Origin of the sequence: Burkholderia sp. Bp9012, from assembly GCF_003853825.1 — a bacterium.
Classification (GTDB): Bacteria; Pseudomonadota; Gammaproteobacteria; order Burkholderiales; family Burkholderiaceae; genus Burkholderia; species Burkholderia diffusa.
Genome location: NZ_QTQA01000010.1, coordinates 93,960 through 114,988, shown reverse-complemented (window position 1 = coordinate 114,988; position 21,029 = coordinate 93,960). Strand labels below are relative to the sequence as shown.

Sequence of the window (21,029 nt, the reverse complement as noted above, 5' to 3'; positions counted from 1 at the left end):
CCACATCCAGTCGGCGTTGCCGCCAATTGTCGCGACCCGCTCGCGTATCGAAAAGAGCGCCGACGAGCGTTCGCCGCTGACGAACGCGTCGTTCATCTGACGAAGCCGCCGGATTTCAGCAAATGCACGGAAATGCGCGCAACCGGCACGCGCAGCCTCGCGTACTCGAGCGCTTCTCGAGCGCTTCTCGTGCGATCCGATAAAGAACGGAGGCTGCCGCGGCGTCCACGCCGGTCCAATCTTCACGCCATATCGCGAGAACAAATCCTGCGCGAGCACTTCGTGAAGCTCGGAAGCGAGACGGGTTCGTTCGGCCTCGCGGGTACGCTGCAATGTGCGCGCCAGTTCGCGCAGCGCGTGTCGCGATTCACGCCATTCCCGCTCGGTCGCATTGTGCCGCGTGACGTCCTGGAAGGTCAGCAGAACCGACGCGCGGGAGGATTCGGCTGAACCGACCGATTCCCGAGCGTGGCGGCGCGCACACGACCGTCCCGGATCGGAATGAACGCAGGGTCAAGCCATGCCCGTGCGCGGTCGGCCATCTTCCGAGCGAGCGAATGCCGCCTGCAGTACAGGATGCACGTCGGTGAGCCAATGATCGCCGGTAAAGAGTCCGTAGTGGTCGCAGTCGTCGATGTCGACGCGTTGCCGCGCATTCGCTGCAAGACCGCTGCACATGGCCAGCGCGGCATGGGTCTGGCCGGCACCGGTGACGGCATCGCATTTGCCTTCAACGGTCATCAACGCGATCGAGCGCAGCGCGGCGGGATCGACCCGCTGGCCGTGAACGTGCCAAGTCCGGTTTGCCAGACATGCCCGCTGGAAAACGATGTCGACCGTATCGAGGAAGTACTCGGCGGGCATGTCGAGGAGCGTCAGGTATTCCCGCAGCGCGCGGCGTGCGGTTGCGAGTGCGTTGGCGTCGCCGCTCGACACCGCTCGTCGATAGCGATCGACCAGCGCCACGTAGTGTTGCGGATAGGCGAGCGCGATCTCGGCACGCTGCAGATAGGCCGGAAATACCTGTCGTCCGTATCCGGCGAAGCCGTGCGGCACCGTCTCGATCAGCGTGGCGCGACACCAGTCGAGCGAATGCGAGCGGGCCGCGATCCCGAGCGCACTCGGATTGATGCGGGCATCGAGGGGGCCACCGATCAACGTCAGGCTCGCCGGCAGCGCGGCACCGCGTTGTGCGCGCAGCGCAATGGCGCCAAGCGACGGAAACGTCGCCTGACAGACCGCGACGACGTGCACCGGGCGCGCGTCCGCAAGCAGGGTATCGATGAAACCGTCGAGCATCGACACGTATTCGTCGAGGCCGAATCGGCCCGCGTCGCGCGGCACATCGCGCGCATCGATCCAGTCGGTGATGCAGACGTCGCCGTCGGCCAGCAGGGTCTCGACCGTCTCCCGCATCATCACGGCCACATGGCCGGCCAGCGGCACGCAGAGCAGGATCACGCGTTGCGCACCCGCGTGCGAGAAGCGGCGCAGCGTGCAAAACGGAGTGTGCGCGACGATCGTTTCGTCGAGGTCGATGCGACGGCCGCCCACGTCGATCGACTCGATGGCGAACCGTGGCGCGTCGGGCTGCAGGTCGAGCAGGGGTTCGAACAGGTCGGTGTAGTACGACGACGCGGCATCGGGCCAAAGGCCGCATGTGAACCGCGCCGCCGTGTCCCACGTTCGCAACCATTGCCGTTGCTGTTCGATCAGGTCATACCACATGGCGCATGGGCGGGAAGTCGCGTGAAATTCGGACAAGCCTACTGTCGCCGGATCGTGCAGCGACGGGTTGACTTGCATCAGCGTCGCCCCGATCGCCGGTGCATGAGCTGGTGTACGGATCCCGGACGGAAGCACGGAGTGGAACATGGACACGTCTCGACGCATACTCGTCGTCTTCTACTCGCGCAGTGAAACGACGGCGGCGGTCGCGCGGCGGCTTGCCGACCGCGAACGGCACATGAGCGCGTAGCGGGCAACGTGACGGCGCGGACGACGCGCGCGTCGCCCGATGCGTGACGGTCGATCACACGACCGGCGATTTGCGAGCCGGTCGCCTCGCGGACGACGATGACGGCCCCATGCCTTGCCCGAACCACGGAATCTCGGCACCGAGCGAGGCGACATACCGTGCCCAGCCTCCCGGGTTGTCGGAGAACAGCCACGCGCATACGGGCTCCGCGAGGGCATCGCGATCGAGCGGTTCGTCGAGCAACAACTGCGGCCACAGACAGTATGCGTGGAGGACCGCGCGCGTGAATTCACGCACGGTCATGTGCGCGAACACCTGATTCAGCAGTGGAATGTCCGCGAGCATCGGCTGCGCGGCCAGCAGCGAATCTAGCGTCCTGTCATCCGGTTCGTATTCGAGCACGCAACTGAGCGTTCGCAGGATGCTGCCCAGGTGCACGAGCAAGGCGCGGCGAGCTTCGGCTTCGTTTGGCATGGGTGGCGTCCGGATTGGCGGAACGGATTGCTCCGCGTGTTTCCTTTAAATCTATGAGCGACGTCGCGCGAGAACGTTGATGGCGGTCAATCACAGCAGTCAGGACCGTTCGGCGACGGTGGCCTCAGCAGCGCGCGTATTGCCAGAGCGGGATTTCACGCCGCACCAGGCGACGGGAAGTTCGACGCGAAGACCGGGCAAGCAATCCGGGGCTGTCCCGCGAGGCGTGCGCATCGGTGTTTCGATGGGCTTGCATCAGACGAATCGGGGAACGTTTCGATCGTTCGCGTCTGCCGGATGACCTGCATCAAGAACGATTGCCCGGCAGGAGCGAATATTGATGTCCTTGCATGTCGACCTCTACATGTGCCGTGCCGTCTGCGTCTTCACGTTCATGATACGGACACCATCATGCCCGCCTTGATTACGAACACGTTGAATCGCCAGATCATTTCCCGTTCCGAAGCATCGGCACCGAGCGTGTCGGCTGCTACGCCTCACCAGCATCACCGGATCGACGCCGATGGCGACCGGCTGCTGAGTCCGCACGAAATCGCGATCCTGATGGTGCTCGCCAGCGAGCCGCGCCGCCAGCAGGGCGACCCCGTCGACCTGCGCTGCCTCGTCGATCGCGGTCTCGTTCGACTGGATGCAGCATCGCTTGCCGAGGCGCCCGCCTGCCTGTCGGCCGACGGGCGCCAAATGGTGTTGCGACTCGCCAGAAGCGATCGCACCAGGCAAGGGCGCAACGTCGACGTCACGACTGCATTTCGCGCGATCGCGGCGGAAACATCGGCTGGGATCGCGCTCCACGCCGCGCGCTGACCTGTATCAATTCCGCGCGGCGCAGCGGGAATTACCGTTGTCTTCATCGATTGCGGACAGGAGTCGATGGCCATGAAAAGCGACAGCGAGCTGAAGAAGGACGTCGAACAGGAACTCGAGTGGGATCCGTCGATCGATGCGGTGCGCATCGGCGTCGAAGTGCACGAACGCATCGTGACGTCGACTGGTCAGATCGGCTCGCTGAGCGAACGGCGGCTTGCCTTCGATGCCGCGTGGTCGGCGCCGGGCGTGCGCGACGTGGTCGATCAACTTACCGTTGCATGATGGTTCGGGTGGCGGCGGACATCGATCGATGGTCCGCCTTGCCCCGGCCGGGAGAACGAACATGAATGCCGCGATGCTCTGTACCCGCGATGTCGCCATGTGTTCGGCACGCGCAACCGTCGTCGAGGCGGCGGAAATGATGCGCGACGCGCACGCCGGCGATCTGATCGTCGTGCGCGAAGAGGAGGGGCGATGCGTGCCGGTCGGCATGGTGACCGATCGCGACATCGTGCTGACGGTGGTCAGCCCCGATGCGGAGGCCGGTTCGCTGTTCGTCGGTGACATCATGTCGGCGCCCGTCGCGACCGCGAACGTCGACGACGACATCTGGCTGCTCGCGAAGCGGATGCGCCAGCACGGCGTCCGTCGATTGCCGGTCGTCGGCGACGACGGCGAGCTCGTCGGCATTGTCTCGCTCGACGATCTGCTGCGCGCGGCCGCGGCGCTGCTCGACGAGTTGCGGCTCGTGGCGGCCCGCCAGCCGTATTTCGAGGAGAAACAGCGTGGCTGATCCAGTCGGTTCCAGCTTCCGTCGCGCCGGGCATGACGCAGCGGCGGTCTCGATGCCGGTGCGATGCGCCCCTCGGCCGCGCGCGATCCCATGACACGCGGCCGGCATACCGGCCTGCGCACCCCGATGCGCCGGTGGCTCGGCGCAATCGGTCTCTGCCTGCTGCTGTCGAGCGCGACGACGTGGCTCGGGGCGATCCACGACCATCCGGTGAGCATCGGTGTCTTGACCGGCATGACCGCGCCGGAGTGTGGGCGCGTGAGCGCGCGGCCGGCTGGATCGCTGCTGATGACACCGATTCCCGAATACGACGTCTGCCTGCCGCTGTTCGTTTATCGCGCATCGTATCCGGATGCCGCGAGCGACGTCGCGTCGTACCGCACCTGGATCCTGCAGCAGCGGGTCGGTGAATTCTGGCAATTGTTCGGCTATGTGCTTCTGCTGTGGGCCGCGATCCTGGGCCTCGTTGCCGGTCCGATATGGATCTTCCGGCGGCAGGCCGGATATCGTCATCGCGCCTCGCGGCGTGGCGCGACCGATGATCGAAGCGGCATGCGCTCGCACGGCAAGCAAGGGGGTAATCATGACGATTTCCGGTGAATTGAACGCGGCGGACTGGACCGTGGCGATCGAAACGGTTGGCGTCGCGAGCGGCGGCTATAGCTGCCGGGTCCACGTGATGGTCCGCTCGCCCGACTGCAAGTGCGAGCATGTCTTTCCGCATCACCGGGTATTCGCGACCGAGCGCGAGGCTGCGCTGGAGGGGTTGCGCAGCGGAATGACATGGATCGAAATGAAGAAATCGGACACCTTCACGTACTGACGGACGGCGGTGCTCACCGTCATCTGCGCTGTATTCGAACCGGCGAGCACGGCGATACGAACCCTGCGCGAGGCATGACCTGAGACCTGCGAATGCCGCGTCGCCGGCATTCCGCCGGGCCGCGGGCATGCGTTGATCCCGATCAAAGCCGCGCGGCACGGCCTCAATACGATGGATCGCATCTCCGCGAAGAATGACAACCATGAACAGGCTCAGACGCGCATGCCGCGTGCTCGTGCTGTGCGCGTCGGCGTGCTGCGTTCCGACGCAGCCGGCACATGCCCAGCATGGGCGTCATGTCCCCCGCCAGGAATTTCACCGCAGGGATTTCCACGGGCGGGACTTTCGCCACTTCGCGCCGAGGGAGCGTGCGCGATGGCAGGGCGGTCGATGGGTGCAGGACTGGCACGGCGGGCGTTACGCGTGGTGGTGGATCGTCGACGGCTACTGGTACATCTATCCTGAACCGATGTATCCGTATCCGACCTACATTCCGCCGGCGATCGTCGTTCAGCGGCCGCCACCGACCCCGGCCCGGCTGCCGCCGGCACGCACGTGGTACTACTGCAACGACCCGCGCGGATACTATCCGTATGTCGCGTCGTGCAATGGCGTGTGGACCGCGGTTCCGTCGACCCCGGGCCCCGCGCCGCAATGACGGAAGCGACGCTTGTCCGCAACGAAGCGGCCGGATACCGGCTGCACGATTGCGCACGAGCGACGCGGGAGGGCACATGATGAACGGATTCTGGCCGGACGCTGACGTCGACGACGTGCTGCTGGCGGATTGGTATGAACTGACGATGATGCAGGCCGCGTTCGATGCCGGAATGAACGACACGGCCAGCTTCGAGTTCTTCGTGCGGGCGCTGCCCGAGCATCGGGCATTCCTGATGGCGGCGGGACTGGAGCACGTGCTCGACTATCTGGAGGGCCTGTGCTTTACGGCCGCCACCCTCGAGCGACTGGCCGCGACCGGGCGCTTGCGAGCGGATTTCCTCGCGTCGCTCGCCGGCTTCCGCTTTACGGGCACCGTCGACGCGATGCCGGAAGGCACGGTGTTTTTCGGCGACGAACCGATCCTGCGGATCACGGCGCCGCTTCGCGAGGCGCAGTTCGTCGAGAGCCGCGTGATGAACCTGCTCCATTACGCGACGCTGGTTGCCAGCAAGGCCGCACGCGCCACGCTCGTCGCGCATGGCAGGTTGCTGGTCGACTTCGGCCTGCGGCGCGCGCATGGCGCGGAGGCGGCGATGCTGTCCGCGCGGGCCAGTTACCTTGCAGGATTTTCCGGCACGGCGACCCTGCTCGCCGGCTTGCGTTACGACATTCCCGTCTATGGCACGATGGCGCATTCATACGTCCAGGCGCATGACGACGAAGCGCTTGCGTTCGAGCATTTCGCGCGGTCGCAGCCGGATAACGCGTTGCTGCTGATCGATACGTACGATACGGAGCACGCGGCGCACAAGGTAGTCGAACTGGCGCGGCGGCTTGCGCCCGAGAACGTGCGCATCAAGGGCGTCCGGATCGACAGCGGCGATCTGGCGGCGCACGCGCGCAACGTGCGCGCGATTCTCGACGACGGCGGCCTGACGGACGCGACGATCTTCGCGAGCGGCAATCTCGACGAACACCGGCTGCAGGAACTTGTTCACCAGCATGCGCCGATCGACGGTTTCGGAATCGGCACACAGATGAGTACGTCGGCGGACGCACCGTGCCTCGACTGCGCGTACAAGCTCGTCGAGTATGCGGGCCGGGCGCGCTGCAAACGCTCGGAGGGCAAGGCCACGCTGCCCGGCCGCAAGCAGGTGTTTCGGGAATACGGCCCGGACGGGCGAATCACCGCCGACAGCATCGGACTCGACGGCGAACACATCGACGGAACCCCGCTGTTGCGGCCCGTCATGATCGGAGGGGCGCGACTCGCTGCCCCCACGCTCGGCGAGAGCCGCATTCACGCAATGCGCGAACTGTCCACGCTACCCGATCCGATGCATGCGCTGATGCCCGTCATGCCGCTGCAGCCGGCGATTTCTCCGGCGCTGTCGGCACTCGTCGCGCAGGAGAATGCCAGGTTGGACACGCCCGCTGGGCAGCAAGCGGCATGATCGATGCCCATCTCCCGGCCGGCCGCGCGATCACGCTGAGCGACAAGGTGGCCGCGTTGCGCATGCCCGCAGCCTGGCCAGACGGCACGGGATCGGTCGAGGCCGTGGAGACGCACATGTCATGGGTATTCCTGACGGACCGGTACGCGTGGAAGCTCAAGAAGCCCGTGCGCGCGCCGCAACTCGATTTTCGAACGCTGGCCGCGCGGCATCGCTTCTGTTGCGAGGAGGTGCGTTTGAACCGTCGGCTCGCGGCCGACGTCTATCTCGACGTGGTGCCGCTCGTCATCGACGCCCGCGGTTGCTTGCATGCGGGCGGACCTGGCGAAATAGTCGACTGGCTGGTCAGGATGCGGCGCCTGCCGGCTGCACGCATGCTCGACCGCGTGTTGTCGCGTGGCATGGCTACGGCAGGTGATGCGTGTCGCATCGCGGCTCGCCTGAGCGCGTTCTACCATACCCTGGCACCCGCGCGAATCGACGGTTCGGCTTATCGCGAAGCGCTGCGTTGCACGATCGACGCCAATGAACGCGCGTTGTGCAAGCCACTCGCGGGCCAGTCCGCCGATACCGTGCGGACGCTCTGCGCGCGGCAGCGATCGTTGCTCGTCTGTGAAGCCGCGCGCTTCGACCTGCGTGTGCGACAGGGGCATGTCGTCGAAGGGCACGGCGATCTGCGTCCCGAACACGTCTGCATCGACGATCCGGTCGCGATCATCGATTGCCTCGAATTCTGCAGACGACTGAGAGTCCAGGATGCGGCCGACGAGGTCGGCTTTCTCGCGCTCGAATGCGAGCGTCTCGGCACACCGGGTTTCGCGGACGCGCTCGTCAATGCCTATCGCTCCGCGAGCGGCGACGATGTCGATGACGGATGCGTGAATTTCTACCAGAGCTGCCGGGCCATGACGCGCGCGCGGCTCGCCGCGTGGCACCTGCGCGAGCCCGCATTCAGGGTGACGCCGGTCTGGCGCGATCGCGCGAGCACGTACGTCGCGCTCGCCCGGCGGCACGCCGACGACTGCGAGCTTGCTTGGGTGGCAAGCCATGTCAGCGCCGCAACAGGTCCGTGAGCGAGCCGCCGCGATGGATACGCGCAATCGCCTCGGCAAACAGCGGCGCGCTGTCGAGTATCGCGAGCTTGTCCCTGAGCGGCCCGGCCGGCACGCGCCAGGGCGGCACCGTGTCGGTCACGGCGATGCCGGCGAGCGCGTCGCCGCCGAGCAGGTCGGCCGCGTCTTCAAAGAACATCCCATGCGTCGCGACCGCGTAGACGGATTGCGCGCCGAGCGTGCGGCAATCCTCAGCCGTGCGGGCCAATGTCGTCCCGGTGCCGATCAGGTCGTCGACGATGACGGCGCAACGGCCGGCGACCTCGCCCACGATCGGCTTGGGTGTCACGATGCCGCCGCTGCGCAGCTTGCCGGCGAACGCCGCGTCGGCCGGGCGCCCGGTGCGCGCTTCCAGCCGTGCACGGAAGTCCTCGGCTCGCCGCACGCCCCCTGCGTCGGGCGATACGACCACGACCGGCCGGTCGCCGGCTTGCCCGGCGAACCATTCGACCAGCATGCCGTTCGCCTCGAGATGCTCCGTCGGGCAGCGAAACGCGTTCTGGAACGCCGCGATGTTGTGGATGTCGATCGTGACGACGCGATCGACGCCCACCGCTTCGAGCAACGTGGCGACATAGCGCGTGGATACCGGGTCGCGCGGCTGGGACCGGCGGTCCTTGCGCGAGTAGCACAGGTAGGGCGTCACCGCACAAACGCGTGCGGCCGACGCGTCCTTCAACGCGCCGATGAACAGCAGCAACCGGCACAGCTTGTCGTTGACGGAACTGCCTGGCTCGCCGTGCAGCGACTGCACGACGTAGACATCGTGTCCGCGCACGCTGACAAGCGCACGCGTCTTGTGTTCGCCGTCCTCGAACGGACGTTCCTCGTGCGCGGCGAGCGTGACGCCGAGACGGGCCGCGATTCGTTCACCGAAGGCGCGACACGAGGCGAAGGCAAACAGGCTGAAAGGGAGTCGTTCCATGGCATGGCTACCTCGATTCATGCAGTTATCGGGCGTTGCGAATCATGACGCGCTTTGACGTGTTCAACGGTGATGCGGACGGCATCTGTTCGCTTCAGCAGCTCCGGCTCGAGATGCCGGCCGAGTCGGTGCTCGTGACGGGGCCCAAGCGCGACATCGCGCTGCTCGCGCGCGTGCCGGCCGCCCGAGGCGACATCGTCACCGTCCTGGACGTTTCGCTCGACGCGAACCGCGCGGCACTCGATGCGCTGCTGGCGCGCGGGGTCGACGTCGACTATTTCGATCACCACATGCCCGGCGCCGTGCCCACTCATCCGCACCTTCGCGCGCATATCGACACGGCGCCGGACACCTGTACGAGCATCATCGTCGACCGGTACCTGGCGGGCCGGCAGCGACTCTGGGCGGTGGTCGGCGCCTATGGCGACAATCTCGTCGGCGCGGCCGGCAAGCTCGCCGCCGCCTGCGGCCTGACGGATGCCGATGCCTACCGTCTGCAGGTGCTTGGCGAATCCGTGAACTACAACGGGTACGGCGATCGCCCGGACGATCTCTTCATGGCACCGCTGGCCGTGTATGCGGCGGTGCGGCAATATGCGAACCCGCTCGAGTTCGCGAGGTCGCCCCTCGCGCGGCGGCTCGACGCCAACCGGCGACGCGATATCGCGCGGGCGGAGCGACAGCGCGCGAACATCGCACTGCCGGGGGCGGACGTCTATATCCTCCCCGCCACGCGCTGGGCGCGTCGCGTGCGCGGCGTTTTCGCCAATCGGCTCGCGCGTGGCGACGCGGCACGCGCTCACGCGGTGCTGACGTTGGCGGTCTCGGGTGGGTACACCGTCAGCGTTCGCGCGCCCGTCGCCGCGCCGTATGGCGCCGATCGTCTTTGTCGCGCATTTCCGGAAGGCGGTGGCCGGGAAGGGGCGGCCGGCATCAACCGGCTCGCGCCGGAGCGCCTCGACGCGTTCGTCGAGGCGCTCGCGAACGCGTACCCCGCCGCGTGAGCCGACGCAGGCGCGCTCGTCGGTGCGGTACGGCGTAGCCGGAACGGATGTCATCGGGACGCTCCTGAACGGTGGCCGTTGCGCGGCAGGACTCGCTGCAATCGTGGCGCCGCGCATTGCCGGGCGGTTGACGCAGGTCAAGCCTGCCGGCCGCCCCGCCCGGGAAGACGAGCCGCCATCATCGGCGGGGAGAGGCGTCGTGGAGCACCATGCGGAGGTAGTGCGCGGCGGGCGCTGCTCGGCACGATTGCATCGGCGCTCGCGCTCCGGACCGACGCGCTGTATTCGACGGCGGCCGCGCTCGATCTGCTCGCGTTTGCCGAATGGCGCGACCGGTCCATCCGGCTAAGTGCCGCGGGCCATGTACTCGCGCAAAGCGACGACGATGCCCGGCGGTGTCTGTTTCGCGAGCATGTCGTCCGGTTCGTGCCGCTCGCCGAGCATATCGACGAAGTGCTGGGCGAACGCGAAGGGCATCGCGCGCCGCGCGAGCGTTTCGAGCTCGAACTCGACGATCATCTCGATCCGCGCAGCGCGGACCAGGCGCTGCGGGGCGTGATCGACTGGGGCCGCTACGCGGGATTGTTCGACTACGACGACCATACCCGCACGTTCGGCCGCTGACCGCTCGGGCTGCATGTCGGTCGCGTGCTTGATCGGCATCAAGCGTCTCACGGCGGGGCGTGCGACGCTGGACGAACCGTCGACGCAACCGCGTCGATCCGGCAGACACGCTCCGCAACTCGACGTCAATGACCGTTCACGGGAGGACTGACCATGAACTGGCTTTCAGAATACTTCGCCCAGCGCACGAGCCCGCTGGCGCTTTCGCTCTGGGTCCATCCGCCGCTCGCGCTCGGGCCCGACGGCCCGATCTGTCGGGAGCCTTACCGCCTGCCGTACCCGGGCGTGGAACTCGTTTTCACACCGGCGGAGGCGGTCGAGCGCGGCGGGAAGATCTATACGCTGCCGGCACGTTATGACTCCAGGGGGCTGCTTGCCGCGCGCAGCACGGCGCATGACGAGGCCACGTCGTTCTTCCGCGAGGTAACGATTTTCGCGCCGTCGCAGTTCAATTGCGACTTCGTCGTGACGGTCAACGGCGAATTTTCCTTCGTGCCGTCGTTCTGGCAGGACGGGTCGCCCGGTTTCTCGGGCGTCTGCGCGCCCGCCGCGAGCGGTTGCGCGACCGGCGAGAAAGCCGGTCCACCGTGGCTGTTCCAGGGATATCTCAGCATCTAGAGTGCGTTCCCGCCATCGGCGGGAACCGGCGTCACGCGCGCTCGTCCGCGCGTGTTCGCCAGAAGGCGAGGCACGCGAGCGCGCCGAGCATTCCGCCGAGATGGGCGAAATGCGCGACACCGCTCGTGTCGCCGCTGAGGCCGGACAGCAGTTCGGTCAACGCATAGCCGGTCGCGAAGAGCCATGCGGGCATCGGTACCGGTGGAAACAGCAGCATGACGCGTCGTTTCGGAAACAGTACGGCATAGGCGATCAGCGCGCCGAAAACGCCGGCCGACGCACCGACGGTCGGTGCGTCGCTGGGCGGCAGGGCCCGGATCACCACGAGCTGCGTGATCGCGCCGGCCAGCACGCTCGCCAGATAGAGCGCGAGAAAGCGCGCGCGCCCGAGCACGCGTTCGACGTCGCGTCCGAACATGTAGAGCCCGAACATGTTGAACGCGATATGAGCGAGGCTGGCATGCAGCACGCTGTAGGTCAGCAACTGCCAGACGTGGAAACCCGGTGCCGCCGGCACGCCCGGTCGTGCCGGCGGCCATAGCGCGAACAGATCGATGAGCACCGGCCCGCCGCTCGCCTCGGCGATGAACACGGCGAAGTTCACCAGAATCAATGCGTAGGTCATGGCGACGGAATCCGCGGGACGGAGGTGGCGTTGCCGGCCAGCGGTGCGACCGGAATCGAATTTCACGACATACCGCCACGTTATCGGTGGCACGTGCGTGGCCGTTGAGGCAGATCATGGACGGTCGCAGCCTCGCAGCCTCGCCGCCTCGCCGTCCGCGCCGCGTCAGGCACCGACGGCGAGCGGCAGGTTGACGTGCGTCAAGCCTGCCCGGGGCGCCGCGCTTACCCTGAACTCGGGAAACATGCGTCGCCGCGGGGCGGTGCGCATGCGTATCGTCCATGCAAAGGGCAATGGGAGCTTCATCATGCACATCGGAAGAATCAGTACCCAACCGGTCGAAACGTGCACGGCCGAATGCAGTGCGTTTGAACTGGCCGATCGCATGCGGCACGCGCATGTCGGCGACATCGTCGTGATCGAGTACCGCAATGGCGAAGCCATTCCGATCGGCCTGATTACCGACCGCGACCTGGTGATCGAGGTGATGGCCCGCGGCGACGATCCGGGCGACGTGACGGCCGGCCAGATCATGTCGCGGGGTCTCGTCGTCGTGTCCGACACGGACGAGATCGGCGTCGCGCTCGAAGAGATGCGCCGGTCGGGCATTCGGAGACTGCCGGTCGTCGACGATGCAGGCCGCCTCGTCGGTATCGTGACGCTCGACGATATCGTCGAGCATCTCGCGGGGTTGCTCAGCGGCGTCGTGGAAGTCGGCAAGCTGCAGCAGATCGAGGAGCAGCGTTTCCGCGCGTGACGTTGCGGGGCCGGCGCCCGGCGCGGCCGGGCCGCTTGCCCGAGGCATGCGCCCCGCGCGCTCATGTGCGCAGCGTGGCGAGCAACGGCGCCCAGAACGCGGGGCTTTCGTACGCCGCGGCATCGCAATCGGTGTCGAAACGAATCGCGATCGCGGCTTCGGCTTCGGTGAGCGGGTCGGCATGCCCGATCTGCCGGGCCAGCACGGCGGTGTCGGCATCGGAGGCATCGTGTCCGCGTGCAGCGCGGGCAGCGACGCGCGCGGTGAGCGTTGCCCGACTCGCGGTGAAATCGAGTATTGCGACGCGCACGCCGAGCCGTGCGGCGAGGGCGACGAACGCCGAACGGTTGTGCTGGCGCAGGAACGTCGCGTCGACGATCGCCGTGTAGCCGCTGTCGAGGACCACACGCGCCTCCGAAAGCAGTCTTTCGTAAACCTCGTCGATCGCCGTGTCCGAATACGCGCCGGGGGACAGGCGGGTGTCGGTCGATGCACCGGCCAGGCGCTTGCGCTCGACGTCGCTGGACAACCTTATGGCGCCGAGTTGCGCGGCCAGCGCCCGGCTGGCCAGCGATTTGCCCGAGCCGGAAACCCCGTGACACAGGAGCAACACCGGTTGCGCTTCGCGTCGCGCATCGGCCATCGCCGACGCAATGCGCAAGTAGCCGGCGCGCGCCGCTTCGTCGCCGCGCAGTCGGGCGGTCAGCGCGCGTACCAGCGCACGGTAGACGAAGTAGCACGGCAGCACGCCCAGTGCCGCATGGTCGCCCGTGCGTGCCAGCCAGCCGGAAAGGAGGCGGTGGGCACAATCCGCACGTCCATGAGCGGAGAAATCCATCAGCGCGAACGCAAGATCGCTCGCCACGTCGATCCAGCGCAGCGTGTCGTCGAATTCGATGCAGTCGAACATCAGGATCCGGTTCCGCCAGCATACGATGTTGTCGAGATGCAGGTCCCCATGGCACGCGCGCACGAAACCGAGCGCATGCCGATCGGCGAGCAGCGGTGCGATGCGGGTCAGTTCGGCTTCGTACCAGGCGCGCAGCGCGGCTTCGTCCGGCACGGTGACGTCGAGCGTGTCGAGCAAGGGCCGGCACTGGGCGGCGACGCTCGCTGCGCTGCCGGCACGGCCGCGTGGCGCACGGCGCGACGCGTGCAGATGATGGCGGGCCAGCGTATCGGCGAGGGCGTCCGCATCCGCCAGACCGTCGTCGTGCGATGCGCTGCGAACCGACAACATCGCCCGCGCGTCGAACCGGCGCATGCGCACCACGTACTCGCCAGGCACCGTCTGCTGCCGGCGCCGGCGCCCGCCGGTCGGCACCGGTGCAGCGAACGCGCATCGCCGGCCGTGCGAGACGAGCGGCCAGACACCCAGGTACAGCGGGCCGGCGAACGGCCGATTGAGCGTGCACTCCGCGAGCGCGCAGCGGCGCCGCAGTGCGGGCCGCATGAGATCGACGAAGGCGAAGTGCACCGGCTTGATGCGCTTGTACGCGTAGCGCCCGGCCAGATAAATGACGGACAGATGGGTTTCGATCCGCTCGATCCGGCCCGCGGGGTGGGGATAGGTGGCGGGTCGGCGCATTGCGCGATCGAATTGCGTCGACTTTCGTCGGGCATCTCCGCGACTCAGCGCGAACGGAACATGCGGCGATCGGGGCATGATGAACGGATCGGTTATACGGGGCGCGCGTTCGGGTTGCCGCACCCGCTGGAGTGGGTTCGAAACGAGCATCGGGCATGGCATGTTCTCGCCAGCTCGATGTCACTGGATCGGGTTGACCGGCCAAGGATTGCCGATTCGACGCCCCCTATTGCAGCCGACCCACGCATGTTTCGACTTGATGTCCGTCAAGCAGGGCTGACTGGGAGGGCGGCCTGCGTCGGCCGCCCGCCGCCTCCACACCGGCCGCGATGATGCGCTGTCCGTCGCGCGCGAACGCGTCTGATGACACACATCAACCGCGTTCGGCGGAGTGGCAATACAGTTGAATTCAGCGCTTGCGCAATGGTGGCGCGTGACTGCATGCGAAATGCCGCATGCCAGTCGCGATGCGGTCGGCTCGATGCCGAGCGCGATCATGCCGTTCCGTTGCGAGCGGAACTCACAGCCTCGCGAGGCATTGGCGATGAAACGACGGATGTTGATGGTTGGCGTGCTGCTTGCGCTGGGCGCGTGTGCAGGACCGGACCGGCTCGCGACCTTCAGGTCGACGGAGACGCAGCTACTTGCGATGCGTCAGGCCGCATCGCTGCAGTGTTCGACCCCGTCCGAATGCGACCGCGCGTGGAGCCGCACGCGGCGCTACGTCCAGGATCATTCGTCAACCCGAATCACGCAATTCAGTGCGGACCGGATCGAAACGGCGCAACCGTATCTGGCTGGAGAAGTCTATCTGTGGGCATCACGCGCGGAATCGGGCGGCGGCTCGGTGATCCGGCTCAAGGCGATGTGCAAGGGCATGTATGACAGCAACGGCGGCCCGGGATGGCAATACGATGTGTGCGCCAGGAAAATCCTTCAAATCGAGCAAGACTTCCGGTCAGACGAGAAACCGCCGGGCTAGCGACAGATTCCGTCAGCCGTCGGTAATGCGGCGTCTCGCCTCTCGGTCGGCCGGATGCCGGCCAACGGCGCTCGTTTCTTCTAGTACCGGTTTCGCCGCGGCTCCAAACCGTTGACCTCGGTCAACGCCTGCTTGCGGCGAGCACCGATGATGGAAGCGAATCCGGACGCCGCCGGCGCGTCGCTTCTCCGCGAGGTTCGCATGTACACGAATATCATGGTCGCCACGGACGGTAGTCCTTCGGCGAATCAGGCGCTCGACGAAGGCCTCAGGATGGCCAGGTTATGCGGCGCCCGCCTGTTTGCCGTGTTCGTCGTCGACAAATCCACGCTGTTCGCCTACGGCGGCCGCATGGAGCCGGAAGCCTTGCTCGACGAGATCCGGCGCCATGGCGCCGCGATCTTGCGAGACGCCGACCGGACGATCTCGCGCGCCGCAGTCAACGGCGAGACGGAAATCATCGAGACCGATCTGGGTCAGGACGTCGCGGAGCGCCTGCAGCGCTACGTCGTCGATCGTTCGATCGATCTGGCCGTGGTCGGCACGCACGGTCGACGCGGTGTCCGGCGGCTGGTGCTCGGCAGCGTCGCCGAACGCTTCCTTCGCGCATCGAGTTGCGCGGTCATGCTCGTGCGCGGCGAGGACACCTCACACGCCACGGTCGCGGCCTAGGGCCAGTGCGCCACCTGTGCAGGTGATCATCATGCAGATATCGTTTCCTTCCGAACATCCGACGTATTGCGACCTCGATTCCGCGCTGAGCTTTCCGGCGCTCGTCGAAGGTCGCCGCGTGCGCTGCGCGATCACCTCGGCCGCGCTGGAAGACCACTTCCGCGCGGCGTCGCCTCGCGAGCAGGATCTCGTCGAGGCCTTTGCGCGACATCGTCCCGCCATCGAGCGCACTGCCCGCTGGCTGCTCGAGGAAATCGGCGGACGGCCGATCCTGCTCCACAGCGGCCATTTCCGGTTCTGTACGTAATCGACCGCCACCCTTGACGCGCATCAAGCGCGTGCCGGGGCGTGCGGGTACGCTGGATTTCGAAAGATCATTCGTCCCATGCGCGGCATGTGGTGTCGGTGTCGCGCCATCCGATCTTCATTGCGGCCGATGCTGTCGGGACGAAAGCGCCGGTCGCATGTCACCGTATGAGGAGTACGAACCATGAGCAACATGACGCGTTACGATCCGTTTTCGATGGAACCCGTGTCCGATCTGTTCCAGGGGCTGTTCAGGCCGCTACGCGGCATGGCACTGGCAGACGAGCCCGATCTTGCGTCGATGAAGATCGACGTCTCCGAAAACGACAAGGCGTATACGGTCAACGCGGAACTGCCCGGCGTCGCAAAGGACGACATCGACGTCCAGGTGACGGGAAATACCGTATCGATCAACGCGAAGATCGAGCGCAACACCGAACAGAAGAACGGCGAACGCGTGATCCGGCGCGAGCGCTACAGCGGTGCGATCAGCCGCACGTTCTCGCTGCCCGGCGACATCGATGACGCCAGCGCGACGGCGACGTATCAGGATGGCGTGCTGTCGCTGACGCTGCCGAAGAAGGCGCAGGTCGGGCAGAAGAAACTCACGATCAGCTGATCGGACGACGGGCAACGGGCGATGCAGGCACGCATCGCCCATCGGGAGAACCCGGCGCGCGGAGCGATCCGCGCGCTGTTTCGTTGGAACGCAAGCATTTTCCCTCACGCATGCGATGGCGTACTGCCGGGCCGATAGCCGACCGTCTGCGCGAGGATCGGCAGCTCGTCCTCGTTCAGCCGCAGCGCGTCGGCGAGCGTGCGGTGATTGATCCAGCCGCGCACGACCGTTCCGAGGCCGGCCGCCGCGCAATACAGCGAGACGTTCTGTGCGATGGCGCCGGCCGCGATCGCCGAGAACACGTCGCGTTGCTGCGGCGGCATGTCGAGTATCGCGCCCGTCCGGACGACGTAGACGAGATCCAGCGGCGCGCGGCCGACGAAGTCCTGATAGCCCGTGAGGTTGCGCGCATCGACCGCGTGTTTCAGCACCAGCCGATGCGCGGGCGCATCGTAGCGATAGACGCCGTACGGCAGCGCGACATAGATGTCGATTTCATTGAATGCGTGCGCGGACGGCGCGGTACGACCGCCGCTCGCCGGGCGGTTGATGCCGTCCGCTGCCCACAGCATCGTGCCGAGCGTCATCGGCGGGAGCGGTGTGGAGGCGAATTCGCGGGTGCTCATTCGGGTCGCGAGCGCCGCCATCAGCGGCACGTCGTTGTCGAGCATCGGGCGCGGCAGATCGACGATCGCCGGCGAGTCGCCCTCGGGCGATGCCGGCTGCATCACGGGCGCCGGCGAATAGGTCAACAGCTGCTGTTCGGTCATTCGAGTCTCCTTGAAGCGTGATTGCGCGTGCCTGGAACGGCGCGCATCGGCGATTTCACGATAAGACGGCCGGGCCGTAGCGGCTTGACTTCCGTCAAGTGGCGCACCGGCCGGCCACGATGTGCGGCGCGCGGCATCCGTTGACCTGTATCAGCGATCGGGCGCCGCACGTGTGCAAATCTGGCTAGGTGCGGCGGACAGGCACGCCGCGGCTCACAGGAGAGCAGACGATGAAAACCGACAAGCAGTTGAAGCAGGATGTCGAGGACGAACTGGAGTCCGACCCGTCGATCGATTCGACACGCATCGGCGTCGAGGTGACCGACCGGATCGTGACGCTTTCGGGGCACCCGCCGAGCTACGCGGAGAAACTGGCGATCGAGCGCGCGGCGAACCGCGTGGCCGGTGTCAAGGCGCTCGTCGTCGACATGACCGTGCATCTGCCGGACGACGACGTGCGCACCGACGAGGACATCGCGAAAGCGGTGCGCTCGGTGCTGCACTGGACGGTCGGGCTGCATGACGACGCGGTCAAGGTCCAGGTCGAACGCGGCTGGATCACGTTGTCCGGCAAGGTCGACTGGGCGTACCAGAGCCACCTGGCCGTGCGCACGATCTCGCAGATGCGCAGCGTGACGGGCGTGACCGACCACATCGCGGTACAGGGGACGGTCGGTGCGGACGACATCGGCGGGAACATCAAGCGCGCGATCATGCGTCACGCGGAGCGCGAGGCGAAGCACATCGCCATCGACGTGCATGACGGCACCGTGCGGCTGTCCGGCAAGGTCGGCTCGTTTTCCGAGCGCAAGGCCGTGCGCGGTGCCGCGTGGTCGGCGCGCGGCGTGCGTGCCGTCGTCGATGATCTGGTGGTCGAGTAAATCCCGCTGGCGGATGTGCGATTCGCGGCGGGCCAGGAGGGCGGTCGGATGACACTTTCGGGTGAACTTCACGAAGCGGACTGGTCGGTCGCGATCGAGACGGTCGCGGCCGAATCCGGCGGCTTTTGTTGCCGGATCCACGTCACGCTCAAATCGCCGGACGGCGCTTGCGAGCGAACGTTCTCGCACAGCAGGACGCATGCAACCGAGCGCGAAGCCGCGATCGACGCGCTGCGAGCCGGGATGACGTGGATCGAGATGAAGAAGTCGAACACCTTCACGTTCTGAACCGGTGGGCGGGGCAGGTCGACGAACGCGTCGGTCCCGTCGCGCGATGCGGCGAGCGCCACATCGATTCGCGCCGCAGTCGTCTAGCGCGTCTTGTGCGAGACGCGCCGGCGCTGCGCGCGCTTTCTCCTGCAGCCACGCGTATGTCGCTCCGGCCGTCGAACATGCCTGGCAACCGCATCGGTCACGGTCGGGAAGAAGCTGGTCTCACCGAACACGTCGAACAGGCCGTAGGCGCGCAGGCGGTCCTTCACCGGCCCCTTCATCTCCGCGAAATTCATCGCGATGCCGCGTTCCCCGAGTTCCTTGTGGAGTGCCACGAGCCGATCCGCGGCGCTGACGTCGATGTCGGTGACGGGCTCGGCGGCGACCACGACTCGCGTGACCGGATCCGCCGCTCGCGCGATCGCCGTGAGCAGATGCTCGCAGAAGATCTCGACGTTCGCATAGAAGAGCGGGGCATCCCAGCGGAACAGCACGAGCCCGGGCGTTTGCACCGCGTCCGGATGCCGCGCGACGTCGTGATAGCCGCGCACGCCCGTCAGCCGGCCCAGCAACGCGTCGTGCGGATGCCAGGCCCGCCAGACGAATGACAGCAGCGACAGCGCGCTGGCGAGCAGGATGCCGGGTACGACGCCCATGCCGATCACGCCGGCGAAACACAGCATCGAAATCAGACATTCGCCGCGGCGCATCCGGTATAGCCGCACGACGCTGCGCACGTCGGCGATGCCGAACGCCGCGTAGATCACGACAGCGGCCAGCGCCGTGCGCGGGACGAACGTGAGCAGCATCGGCGCGGCAACGAGCAGAATCGCGATGCACGCGGCCGCGACGACATTCGTGACCTGGCTTTGCGCACCCGCGGCGATCGCGACCGGTGTGCGGGACGCGCTGCTGCTGACCGCGCAGCCCTGCGTCACGCCGGCGAGCAGATTGGCCGCGCCCAGTGCGATCAGCTCCTGGTTGCGGTCCGGCGCATCGCCTGCCCGTGCGGAAAGCGCGCGCGACAGCATGCTGATGTCGGCGAATGACACCAGTGCGACGGCGATCGCGCCGGACGCAAGTGCGCCCACGTCGGCAAGCGAGACGGCCGGCAGGTGCGGGGTGGGCATGCCGGCCGGCAACGCGCCGACCGTGGCGACGCCGTGCAACGACGGCAGGCGAGCGGCGAGCGTTGCCGCCAGCACGGCGATCAATATGCCGGGCCAGCGCGGCGTCACGCGTTTGATCAGGATGATGGTCGCCAGCACCGCGACGCCGAGCAAACCGGCAGCGGTGGAAAAACGACCGTCGACGAAGGCATGCACGATGTGCGGCACGCTGGAAAACACGTCGCTGCCCGACACCGGCATGCTGAACAGTTCGGGCAGCCGCCCGACCACGAGCGCGATGGCGATGCCGTTGAGGTAACCGTACTGGATCGGGCGCGACAGCAGATCGGTGACGAAGCCGAGACCGAGCGCGCCGAGCAGGATGCAGATCGCGCCGGCCGACAGCGCCAGCGCGCCGGAAAGCGCGATCGCGCGCTGCGGATCATGGGCGGCAAGTGGGGCGATGGCACCCGCGATCAGCGCCGCCAGCGCGGAATCCGGGCCGAGAACGAGAATCCGGCTCGGGCCGAGCAGCGCATAGGCGAGCAATGCAGCAATCGACGCATAGAGGCCCGTGATGGCGGGCAGCCCGGCTGCCTGCGCGTAGCTCATGCCGACCGGCACCAGGACGGCCGAAAGCGCGATCCCCGCGTACAGGTCGCGCGAAAGCCACGCACGACGATAGTGCGCGAGCAGCGCTACACCCGGGAGCATGCGGGTGATCCGTCCGGATAACGGGCGGTTCATCGCGGAAAGGTCGGGACGAAAGGGGTGCCTTGCCCCGACAGGCAGGCGTTCATCGGAATGCGGCCACCCCCGAATAGACGCGTGAAACCGCGCAGCAACAGGGACCGTCGCAGCGCCGACGGAGGCCGAGGCACGACGCCACGACGCCGGGCATCACGCCACCTTGAGCGTGGAAAGCTGCAGCGCCTGGGCGAAGCGGGCCAGTGTGGCGATCGATCCCGTCACGCTTTCGTACCGCTCGCGCCCGATCTGCCCGTCGAGTATCACGAGCATGCCGGCGTCTCGAGCGAGCGCGACGAGTGCCACCGTGTCGAGCGCGGCTGTGTCGGACGTGTCAGATGTGGCGGCCCGCATCTCCGAATCGGAACGATAGTCGGCGTGTGACATGACGTCTCTCCCAGGTTGTT

The 21,029-nt window shown here is 66.8% G+C and carries 27 protein-coding genes; 19 read left to right on the top strand and 8 right to left on the bottom strand.

The window, feature by feature from the left end; genetic code table 11:
• Nucleotides 1-282: 282 nt before the first annotated feature.
• Nucleotides 283-450: a hypothetical protein gene (locus tag DIE11_RS36340; protein WP_185633768.1), complete on the top strand. Its 168-nt coding sequence runs from the start codon at nucleotides 283-285 to the stop codon at nucleotides 448-450.
• 63 nt (nucleotides 451-513) lie between these two features.
• Here the strand turns inward: DIE11_RS36340 and phaZ are convergent, their stop codons facing one another.
• Entirely contained in the window at nucleotides 514-1,728 is a 1,215-nt protein-coding gene (gene phaZ, locus DIE11_RS15750; RefSeq protein ID WP_124625606.1) for a polyhydroxyalkanoate depolymerase, read from the bottom strand.
• 304 nt (nucleotides 1,729-2,032) lie between these two features.
• Nucleotides 2,033-2,452 carry a hypothetical protein gene (locus DIE11_RS15740; RefSeq protein WP_124625357.1) on the bottom strand — a complete coding sequence of 140 codons (420 nt, stop codon included), beginning with the start codon at nucleotides 2,450-2,452 and terminating at the stop codon, nucleotides 2,033-2,035.
• A gap of 297 nt (nucleotides 2,453-2,749) precedes the next feature.
• Between DIE11_RS15740 and DIE11_RS15735 the strand changes: the two genes are divergently transcribed.
• From DIE11_RS15735 to DIE11_RS15700, 8 genes are all read left to right on the top strand, one after another.
• Complete coding sequence (locus tag DIE11_RS15735; RefSeq protein WP_260437124.1) at nucleotides 2,750-3,277, top strand: hypothetical protein; 528 nt, start codon at nucleotides 2,750-2,752, stop codon at nucleotides 3,275-3,277.
• A gap of 72 nt (nucleotides 3,278-3,349) precedes the next feature.
• Nucleotides 3,350-3,562 (top strand): BON domain-containing protein, encoded by a 213-nt coding sequence (locus DIE11_RS15730; protein ID WP_260437123.1) that lies wholly within the window; start codon nucleotides 3,350-3,352, stop codon nucleotides 3,560-3,562.
• Nucleotides 3,563-3,623: 61 nt separating this feature from the next.
• Nucleotides 3,624-4,073 (top strand): CBS domain-containing protein, encoded by a 450-nt coding sequence (locus DIE11_RS15725; RefSeq protein WP_124625354.1) that lies wholly within the window; start codon nucleotides 3,624-3,626, stop codon nucleotides 4,071-4,073.
• A gap of 90 nt (nucleotides 4,074-4,163) precedes the next feature.
• A complete protein-coding gene (locus tag DIE11_RS15720) occupies nucleotides 4,164-4,673 on the top strand; it encodes a hypothetical protein (protein ID WP_260436481.1) in 510 nt (169 codons plus the stop codon).
• On the top strand, nucleotides 4,657-4,896 hold the full coding sequence (locus DIE11_RS15715; RefSeq protein WP_124625601.1) for a hypothetical protein: 240 nt from the start codon (nucleotides 4,657-4,659) through the stop codon (nucleotides 4,894-4,896). The genes DIE11_RS15720 and DIE11_RS15715 overlap by 17 nt, the downstream gene beginning before the upstream one ends.
• Before the next feature lie 394 nt (nucleotides 4,897-5,290).
• On the top strand, nucleotides 5,291-5,554 hold the full coding sequence (locus DIE11_RS36885) for a hypothetical protein (RefSeq protein WP_260436482.1): 264 nt from the start codon (nucleotides 5,291-5,293) through the stop codon (nucleotides 5,552-5,554).
• A gap of 79 nt (nucleotides 5,555-5,633) precedes the next feature.
• Nucleotides 5,634-7,010 carry a nicotinate phosphoribosyltransferase gene (locus tag DIE11_RS15705; protein WP_124625600.1) on the top strand — a complete coding sequence of 459 codons (1,377 nt, stop codon included), beginning with the start codon at nucleotides 5,634-5,636 and terminating at the stop codon, nucleotides 7,008-7,010.
• The gene (locus tag DIE11_RS15700; RefSeq protein WP_124625348.1) at nucleotides 7,007-8,083 is read left to right on the top strand and encodes a hypothetical protein; all 1,077 of its coding nucleotides are present in this window, start codon (nucleotides 7,007-7,009) and stop codon (nucleotides 8,081-8,083) included. Before DIE11_RS15705 ends, DIE11_RS15700 begins: the two co-directional genes overlap by 4 nt.
• On the opposite strand, the gene DIE11_RS15695 is transcribed toward DIE11_RS15700, so the two are convergent.
• A complete protein-coding gene (locus tag DIE11_RS15695) occupies nucleotides 8,061-9,047 on the bottom strand; it encodes a ribose-phosphate pyrophosphokinase (RefSeq protein WP_185633767.1) in 987 nt (328 codons plus the stop codon). The genes DIE11_RS15700 and DIE11_RS15695 overlap by 23 nt on opposite strands.
• 44 nt (nucleotides 9,048-9,091) lie before the next feature.
• Between DIE11_RS15695 and DIE11_RS15690 the strand changes: the two genes are divergently transcribed.
• From DIE11_RS15690 to DIE11_RS15680, 3 genes are all read left to right on the top strand, one after another.
• Complete coding sequence (locus DIE11_RS15690; protein ID WP_124625342.1) at nucleotides 9,092-10,051, top strand: acetyltransferase; 960 nt, start codon at nucleotides 9,092-9,094, stop codon at nucleotides 10,049-10,051.
• Nucleotides 10,052-10,129: 78 nt separating this feature from the next.
• Nucleotides 10,130-10,675, top strand: coding sequence for an AAA-associated domain-containing protein (locus DIE11_RS15685; protein ID WP_260436484.1), 546 nt, complete (start codon nucleotides 10,130-10,132; stop codon nucleotides 10,673-10,675).
• A gap of 153 nt (nucleotides 10,676-10,828) precedes the next feature.
• Nucleotides 10,829-11,293, top strand: a complete 465-nt coding sequence (locus tag DIE11_RS15680) for a hypothetical protein (RefSeq protein ID WP_124625339.1) — start codon at nucleotides 10,829-10,831, stop codon at nucleotides 11,291-11,293.
• 31 nt (nucleotides 11,294-11,324) lie between these two features.
• Here DIE11_RS15680 and DIE11_RS15675 read toward each other — a convergent pair whose 3' ends face one another.
• A complete protein-coding gene (locus tag DIE11_RS15675) occupies nucleotides 11,325-11,918 on the bottom strand; it encodes a rhomboid family intramembrane serine protease (protein ID WP_124625336.1) in 594 nt (197 codons plus the stop codon).
• A 307-nt stretch (nucleotides 11,919-12,225) separates the two neighbouring features.
• On the opposite strand from DIE11_RS15675, the gene DIE11_RS37380 reads away from it, so the two are divergent.
• Nucleotides 12,226-12,675, top strand: coding sequence for a CBS domain-containing protein (locus DIE11_RS37380; RefSeq protein WP_059602622.1), 450 nt, complete (start codon nucleotides 12,226-12,228; stop codon nucleotides 12,673-12,675).
• Nucleotides 12,676-12,736: 61 nt separating this feature from the next.
• On the opposite strand, the gene DIE11_RS15665 is transcribed toward DIE11_RS37380, so the two are convergent.
• Entirely contained in the window at nucleotides 12,737-14,341 is a 1,605-nt protein-coding gene (locus DIE11_RS15665) for a bifunctional aminoglycoside phosphotransferase/ATP-binding protein (RefSeq protein WP_124625333.1), read from the bottom strand.
• Nucleotides 14,342-14,744: 403 nt separating this feature from the next.
• On the opposite strand from DIE11_RS15665, the gene DIE11_RS15660 reads away from it, so the two are divergent.
• From DIE11_RS15660 to DIE11_RS15645, 4 genes are all read left to right on the top strand, one after another.
• Complete coding sequence (locus tag DIE11_RS15660; protein ID WP_260436488.1) at nucleotides 14,745-15,245, top strand: hypothetical protein; 501 nt, start codon at nucleotides 14,745-14,747, stop codon at nucleotides 15,243-15,245.
• 201 nt (nucleotides 15,246-15,446) lie between these two features.
• Nucleotides 15,447-15,917 carry a universal stress protein gene (locus DIE11_RS15655; protein ID WP_059602627.1) on the top strand — a complete coding sequence of 157 codons (471 nt, stop codon included), beginning with the start codon at nucleotides 15,447-15,449 and terminating at the stop codon, nucleotides 15,915-15,917.
• Between the two features lie 31 nt (nucleotides 15,918-15,948).
• Nucleotides 15,949-16,224, top strand: coding sequence for a DUF1488 domain-containing protein (locus DIE11_RS15650; RefSeq protein WP_059602631.1), 276 nt, complete (start codon nucleotides 15,949-15,951; stop codon nucleotides 16,222-16,224).
• 183 nt (nucleotides 16,225-16,407) lie between these two features.
• Nucleotides 16,408-16,842 carry an Hsp20/alpha crystallin family protein gene (locus tag DIE11_RS15645; protein ID WP_059602634.1) on the top strand — a complete coding sequence of 145 codons (435 nt, stop codon included), beginning with the start codon at nucleotides 16,408-16,410 and terminating at the stop codon, nucleotides 16,840-16,842.
• Between the two features lie 104 nt (nucleotides 16,843-16,946).
• On the opposite strand, the gene DIE11_RS15640 is transcribed toward DIE11_RS15645, so the two are convergent.
• Nucleotides 16,947-17,612: a nitroreductase family protein gene (locus tag DIE11_RS15640; RefSeq protein ID WP_124625330.1), complete on the bottom strand. Its 666-nt coding sequence runs from the start codon at nucleotides 17,610-17,612 to the stop codon at nucleotides 16,947-16,949.
• Between the two features lie 230 nt (nucleotides 17,613-17,842).
• On the opposite strand from DIE11_RS15640, the gene DIE11_RS15635 reads away from it, so the two are divergent.
• Both DIE11_RS15635 and DIE11_RS15630 read left to right on the top strand, forming a co-directional pair.
• Complete coding sequence (locus DIE11_RS15635) at nucleotides 17,843-18,493, top strand: BON domain-containing protein (protein WP_124625327.1); 651 nt, start codon at nucleotides 17,843-17,845, stop codon at nucleotides 18,491-18,493.
• 48 nt (nucleotides 18,494-18,541) lie between these two features.
• A complete protein-coding gene (locus tag DIE11_RS15630) occupies nucleotides 18,542-18,781 on the top strand; it encodes a hypothetical protein (RefSeq protein WP_124625324.1) in 240 nt (79 codons plus the stop codon).
• An 83-nt stretch (nucleotides 18,782-18,864) separates the two neighbouring features.
• Here the strand turns inward: DIE11_RS15630 and DIE11_RS15625 are convergent, their stop codons facing one another.
• Both DIE11_RS15625 and DIE11_RS15620 read right to left on the bottom strand, forming a co-directional pair.
• On the bottom strand, nucleotides 18,865-20,622 hold the full coding sequence (locus tag DIE11_RS15625) for a SulP family inorganic anion transporter (RefSeq protein WP_124625321.1): 1,758 nt from the start codon (nucleotides 20,620-20,622) through the stop codon (nucleotides 18,865-18,867).
• Nucleotides 20,623-20,775: 153 nt separating this feature from the next.
• A complete protein-coding gene (locus DIE11_RS15620; protein ID WP_226117513.1) occupies nucleotides 20,776-20,976 on the bottom strand; it encodes a hypothetical protein in 201 nt (66 codons plus the stop codon).
• Nucleotides 20,977-21,029: the final 53 nt, after the last annotated feature.

What these genes read in the sequence shown, in the direction of transcription:
- DIE11_RS15635 (WP_124625327.1), top strand. Translation starts at nt 17,843, where the DNA reads ATGAAAACCGACAAGCAGTTGAAGCAGGATGTCGAGGACGAACTGGAG.
- DIE11_RS15640 (WP_124625330.1), bottom strand. Translation starts at nt 17,612, where the DNA reads ATGACCGAACAGCAGCTGTTGACCTATTCGCCGGCGCCCGTGATGCAG.
- phaZ (WP_124625606.1), bottom strand. Translation starts at nt 1,728, where the DNA reads ATGTGGTATGACCTGATCGAACAGCAACGGCAATGGTTGCGAACGTGG.
- DIE11_RS15630 (WP_124625324.1), top strand. Translation starts at nt 18,542, where the DNA reads ATGACACTTTCGGGTGAACTTCACGAAGCGGACTGGTCGGTCGCGATC.
- DIE11_RS15655 (WP_059602627.1), top strand. Translation starts at nt 15,447, where the DNA reads ATGTACACGAATATCATGGTCGCCACGGACGGTAGTCCTTCGGCGAAT.
- DIE11_RS15730 (WP_260437123.1), top strand. Translation starts at nt 3,350, where the DNA reads ATGAAAAGCGACAGCGAGCTGAAGAAGGACGTCGAACAGGAACTCGAG.
- DIE11_RS15715 (WP_124625601.1), top strand. Translation starts at nt 4,657, where the DNA reads ATGACGATTTCCGGTGAATTGAACGCGGCGGACTGGACCGTGGCGATC.
- DIE11_RS15720 (WP_260436481.1), top strand. Translation starts at nt 4,164, where the DNA reads ATGACACGCGGCCGGCATACCGGCCTGCGCACCCCGATGCGCCGGTGG.
- DIE11_RS15740 (WP_124625357.1), bottom strand. Translation starts at nt 2,452, where the DNA reads ATGCCAAACGAAGCCGAAGCTCGCCGCGCCTTGCTCGTGCACCTGGGC.
- DIE11_RS15735 (WP_260437124.1), top strand. Translation starts at nt 2,750, where the DNA reads ATGACCTGCATCAAGAACGATTGCCCGGCAGGAGCGAATATTGATGTC.
- DIE11_RS15620 (WP_226117513.1), bottom strand. Translation starts at nt 20,976, where the DNA reads ATGCGGGCCGCCACATCTGACACGTCCGACACAGCCGCGCTCGACACG.
- DIE11_RS15690 (WP_124625342.1), top strand. Translation starts at nt 9,092, where the DNA reads ATGACGCGCTTTGACGTGTTCAACGGTGATGCGGACGGCATCTGTTCG.
- DIE11_RS15675 (WP_124625336.1), bottom strand. Translation starts at nt 11,918, where the DNA reads ATGACCTACGCATTGATTCTGGTGAACTTCGCCGTGTTCATCGCCGAG.
- DIE11_RS15705 (WP_124625600.1), top strand. Translation starts at nt 5,634, where the DNA reads ATGAACGGATTCTGGCCGGACGCTGACGTCGACGACGTGCTGCTGGCG.
- DIE11_RS15625 (WP_124625321.1), bottom strand. Translation starts at nt 20,622, where the DNA reads ATGAACCGCCCGTTATCCGGACGGATCACCCGCATGCTCCCGGGTGTA.
- DIE11_RS15700 (WP_124625348.1), top strand. Translation starts at nt 7,007, where the DNA reads ATGATCGATGCCCATCTCCCGGCCGGCCGCGCGATCACGCTGAGCGAC.
- DIE11_RS15725 (WP_124625354.1), top strand. Translation starts at nt 3,624, where the DNA reads ATGAATGCCGCGATGCTCTGTACCCGCGATGTCGCCATGTGTTCGGCA.
- DIE11_RS15665 (WP_124625333.1), bottom strand. Translation starts at nt 14,341, where the DNA reads ATGCCCCGATCGCCGCATGTTCCGTTCGCGCTGAGTCGCGGAGATGCC.
- DIE11_RS15645 (WP_059602634.1), top strand. Translation starts at nt 16,408, where the DNA reads ATGAGCAACATGACGCGTTACGATCCGTTTTCGATGGAACCCGTGTCC.
- DIE11_RS15680 (WP_124625339.1), top strand. Translation starts at nt 10,829, where the DNA reads ATGAACTGGCTTTCAGAATACTTCGCCCAGCGCACGAGCCCGCTGGCG.
- DIE11_RS15660 (WP_260436488.1), top strand. Translation starts at nt 14,745, where the DNA reads ATGCCGAGCGCGATCATGCCGTTCCGTTGCGAGCGGAACTCACAGCCT.
- DIE11_RS15695 (WP_185633767.1), bottom strand. Translation starts at nt 9,047, where the DNA reads ATGGAACGACTCCCTTTCAGCCTGTTTGCCTTCGCCTCGTGTCGCGCC.
- DIE11_RS37380 (WP_059602622.1), top strand. Translation starts at nt 12,226, where the DNA reads ATGCACATCGGAAGAATCAGTACCCAACCGGTCGAAACGTGCACGGCC.
- DIE11_RS15650 (WP_059602631.1), top strand. Translation starts at nt 15,949, where the DNA reads ATGCAGATATCGTTTCCTTCCGAACATCCGACGTATTGCGACCTCGAT.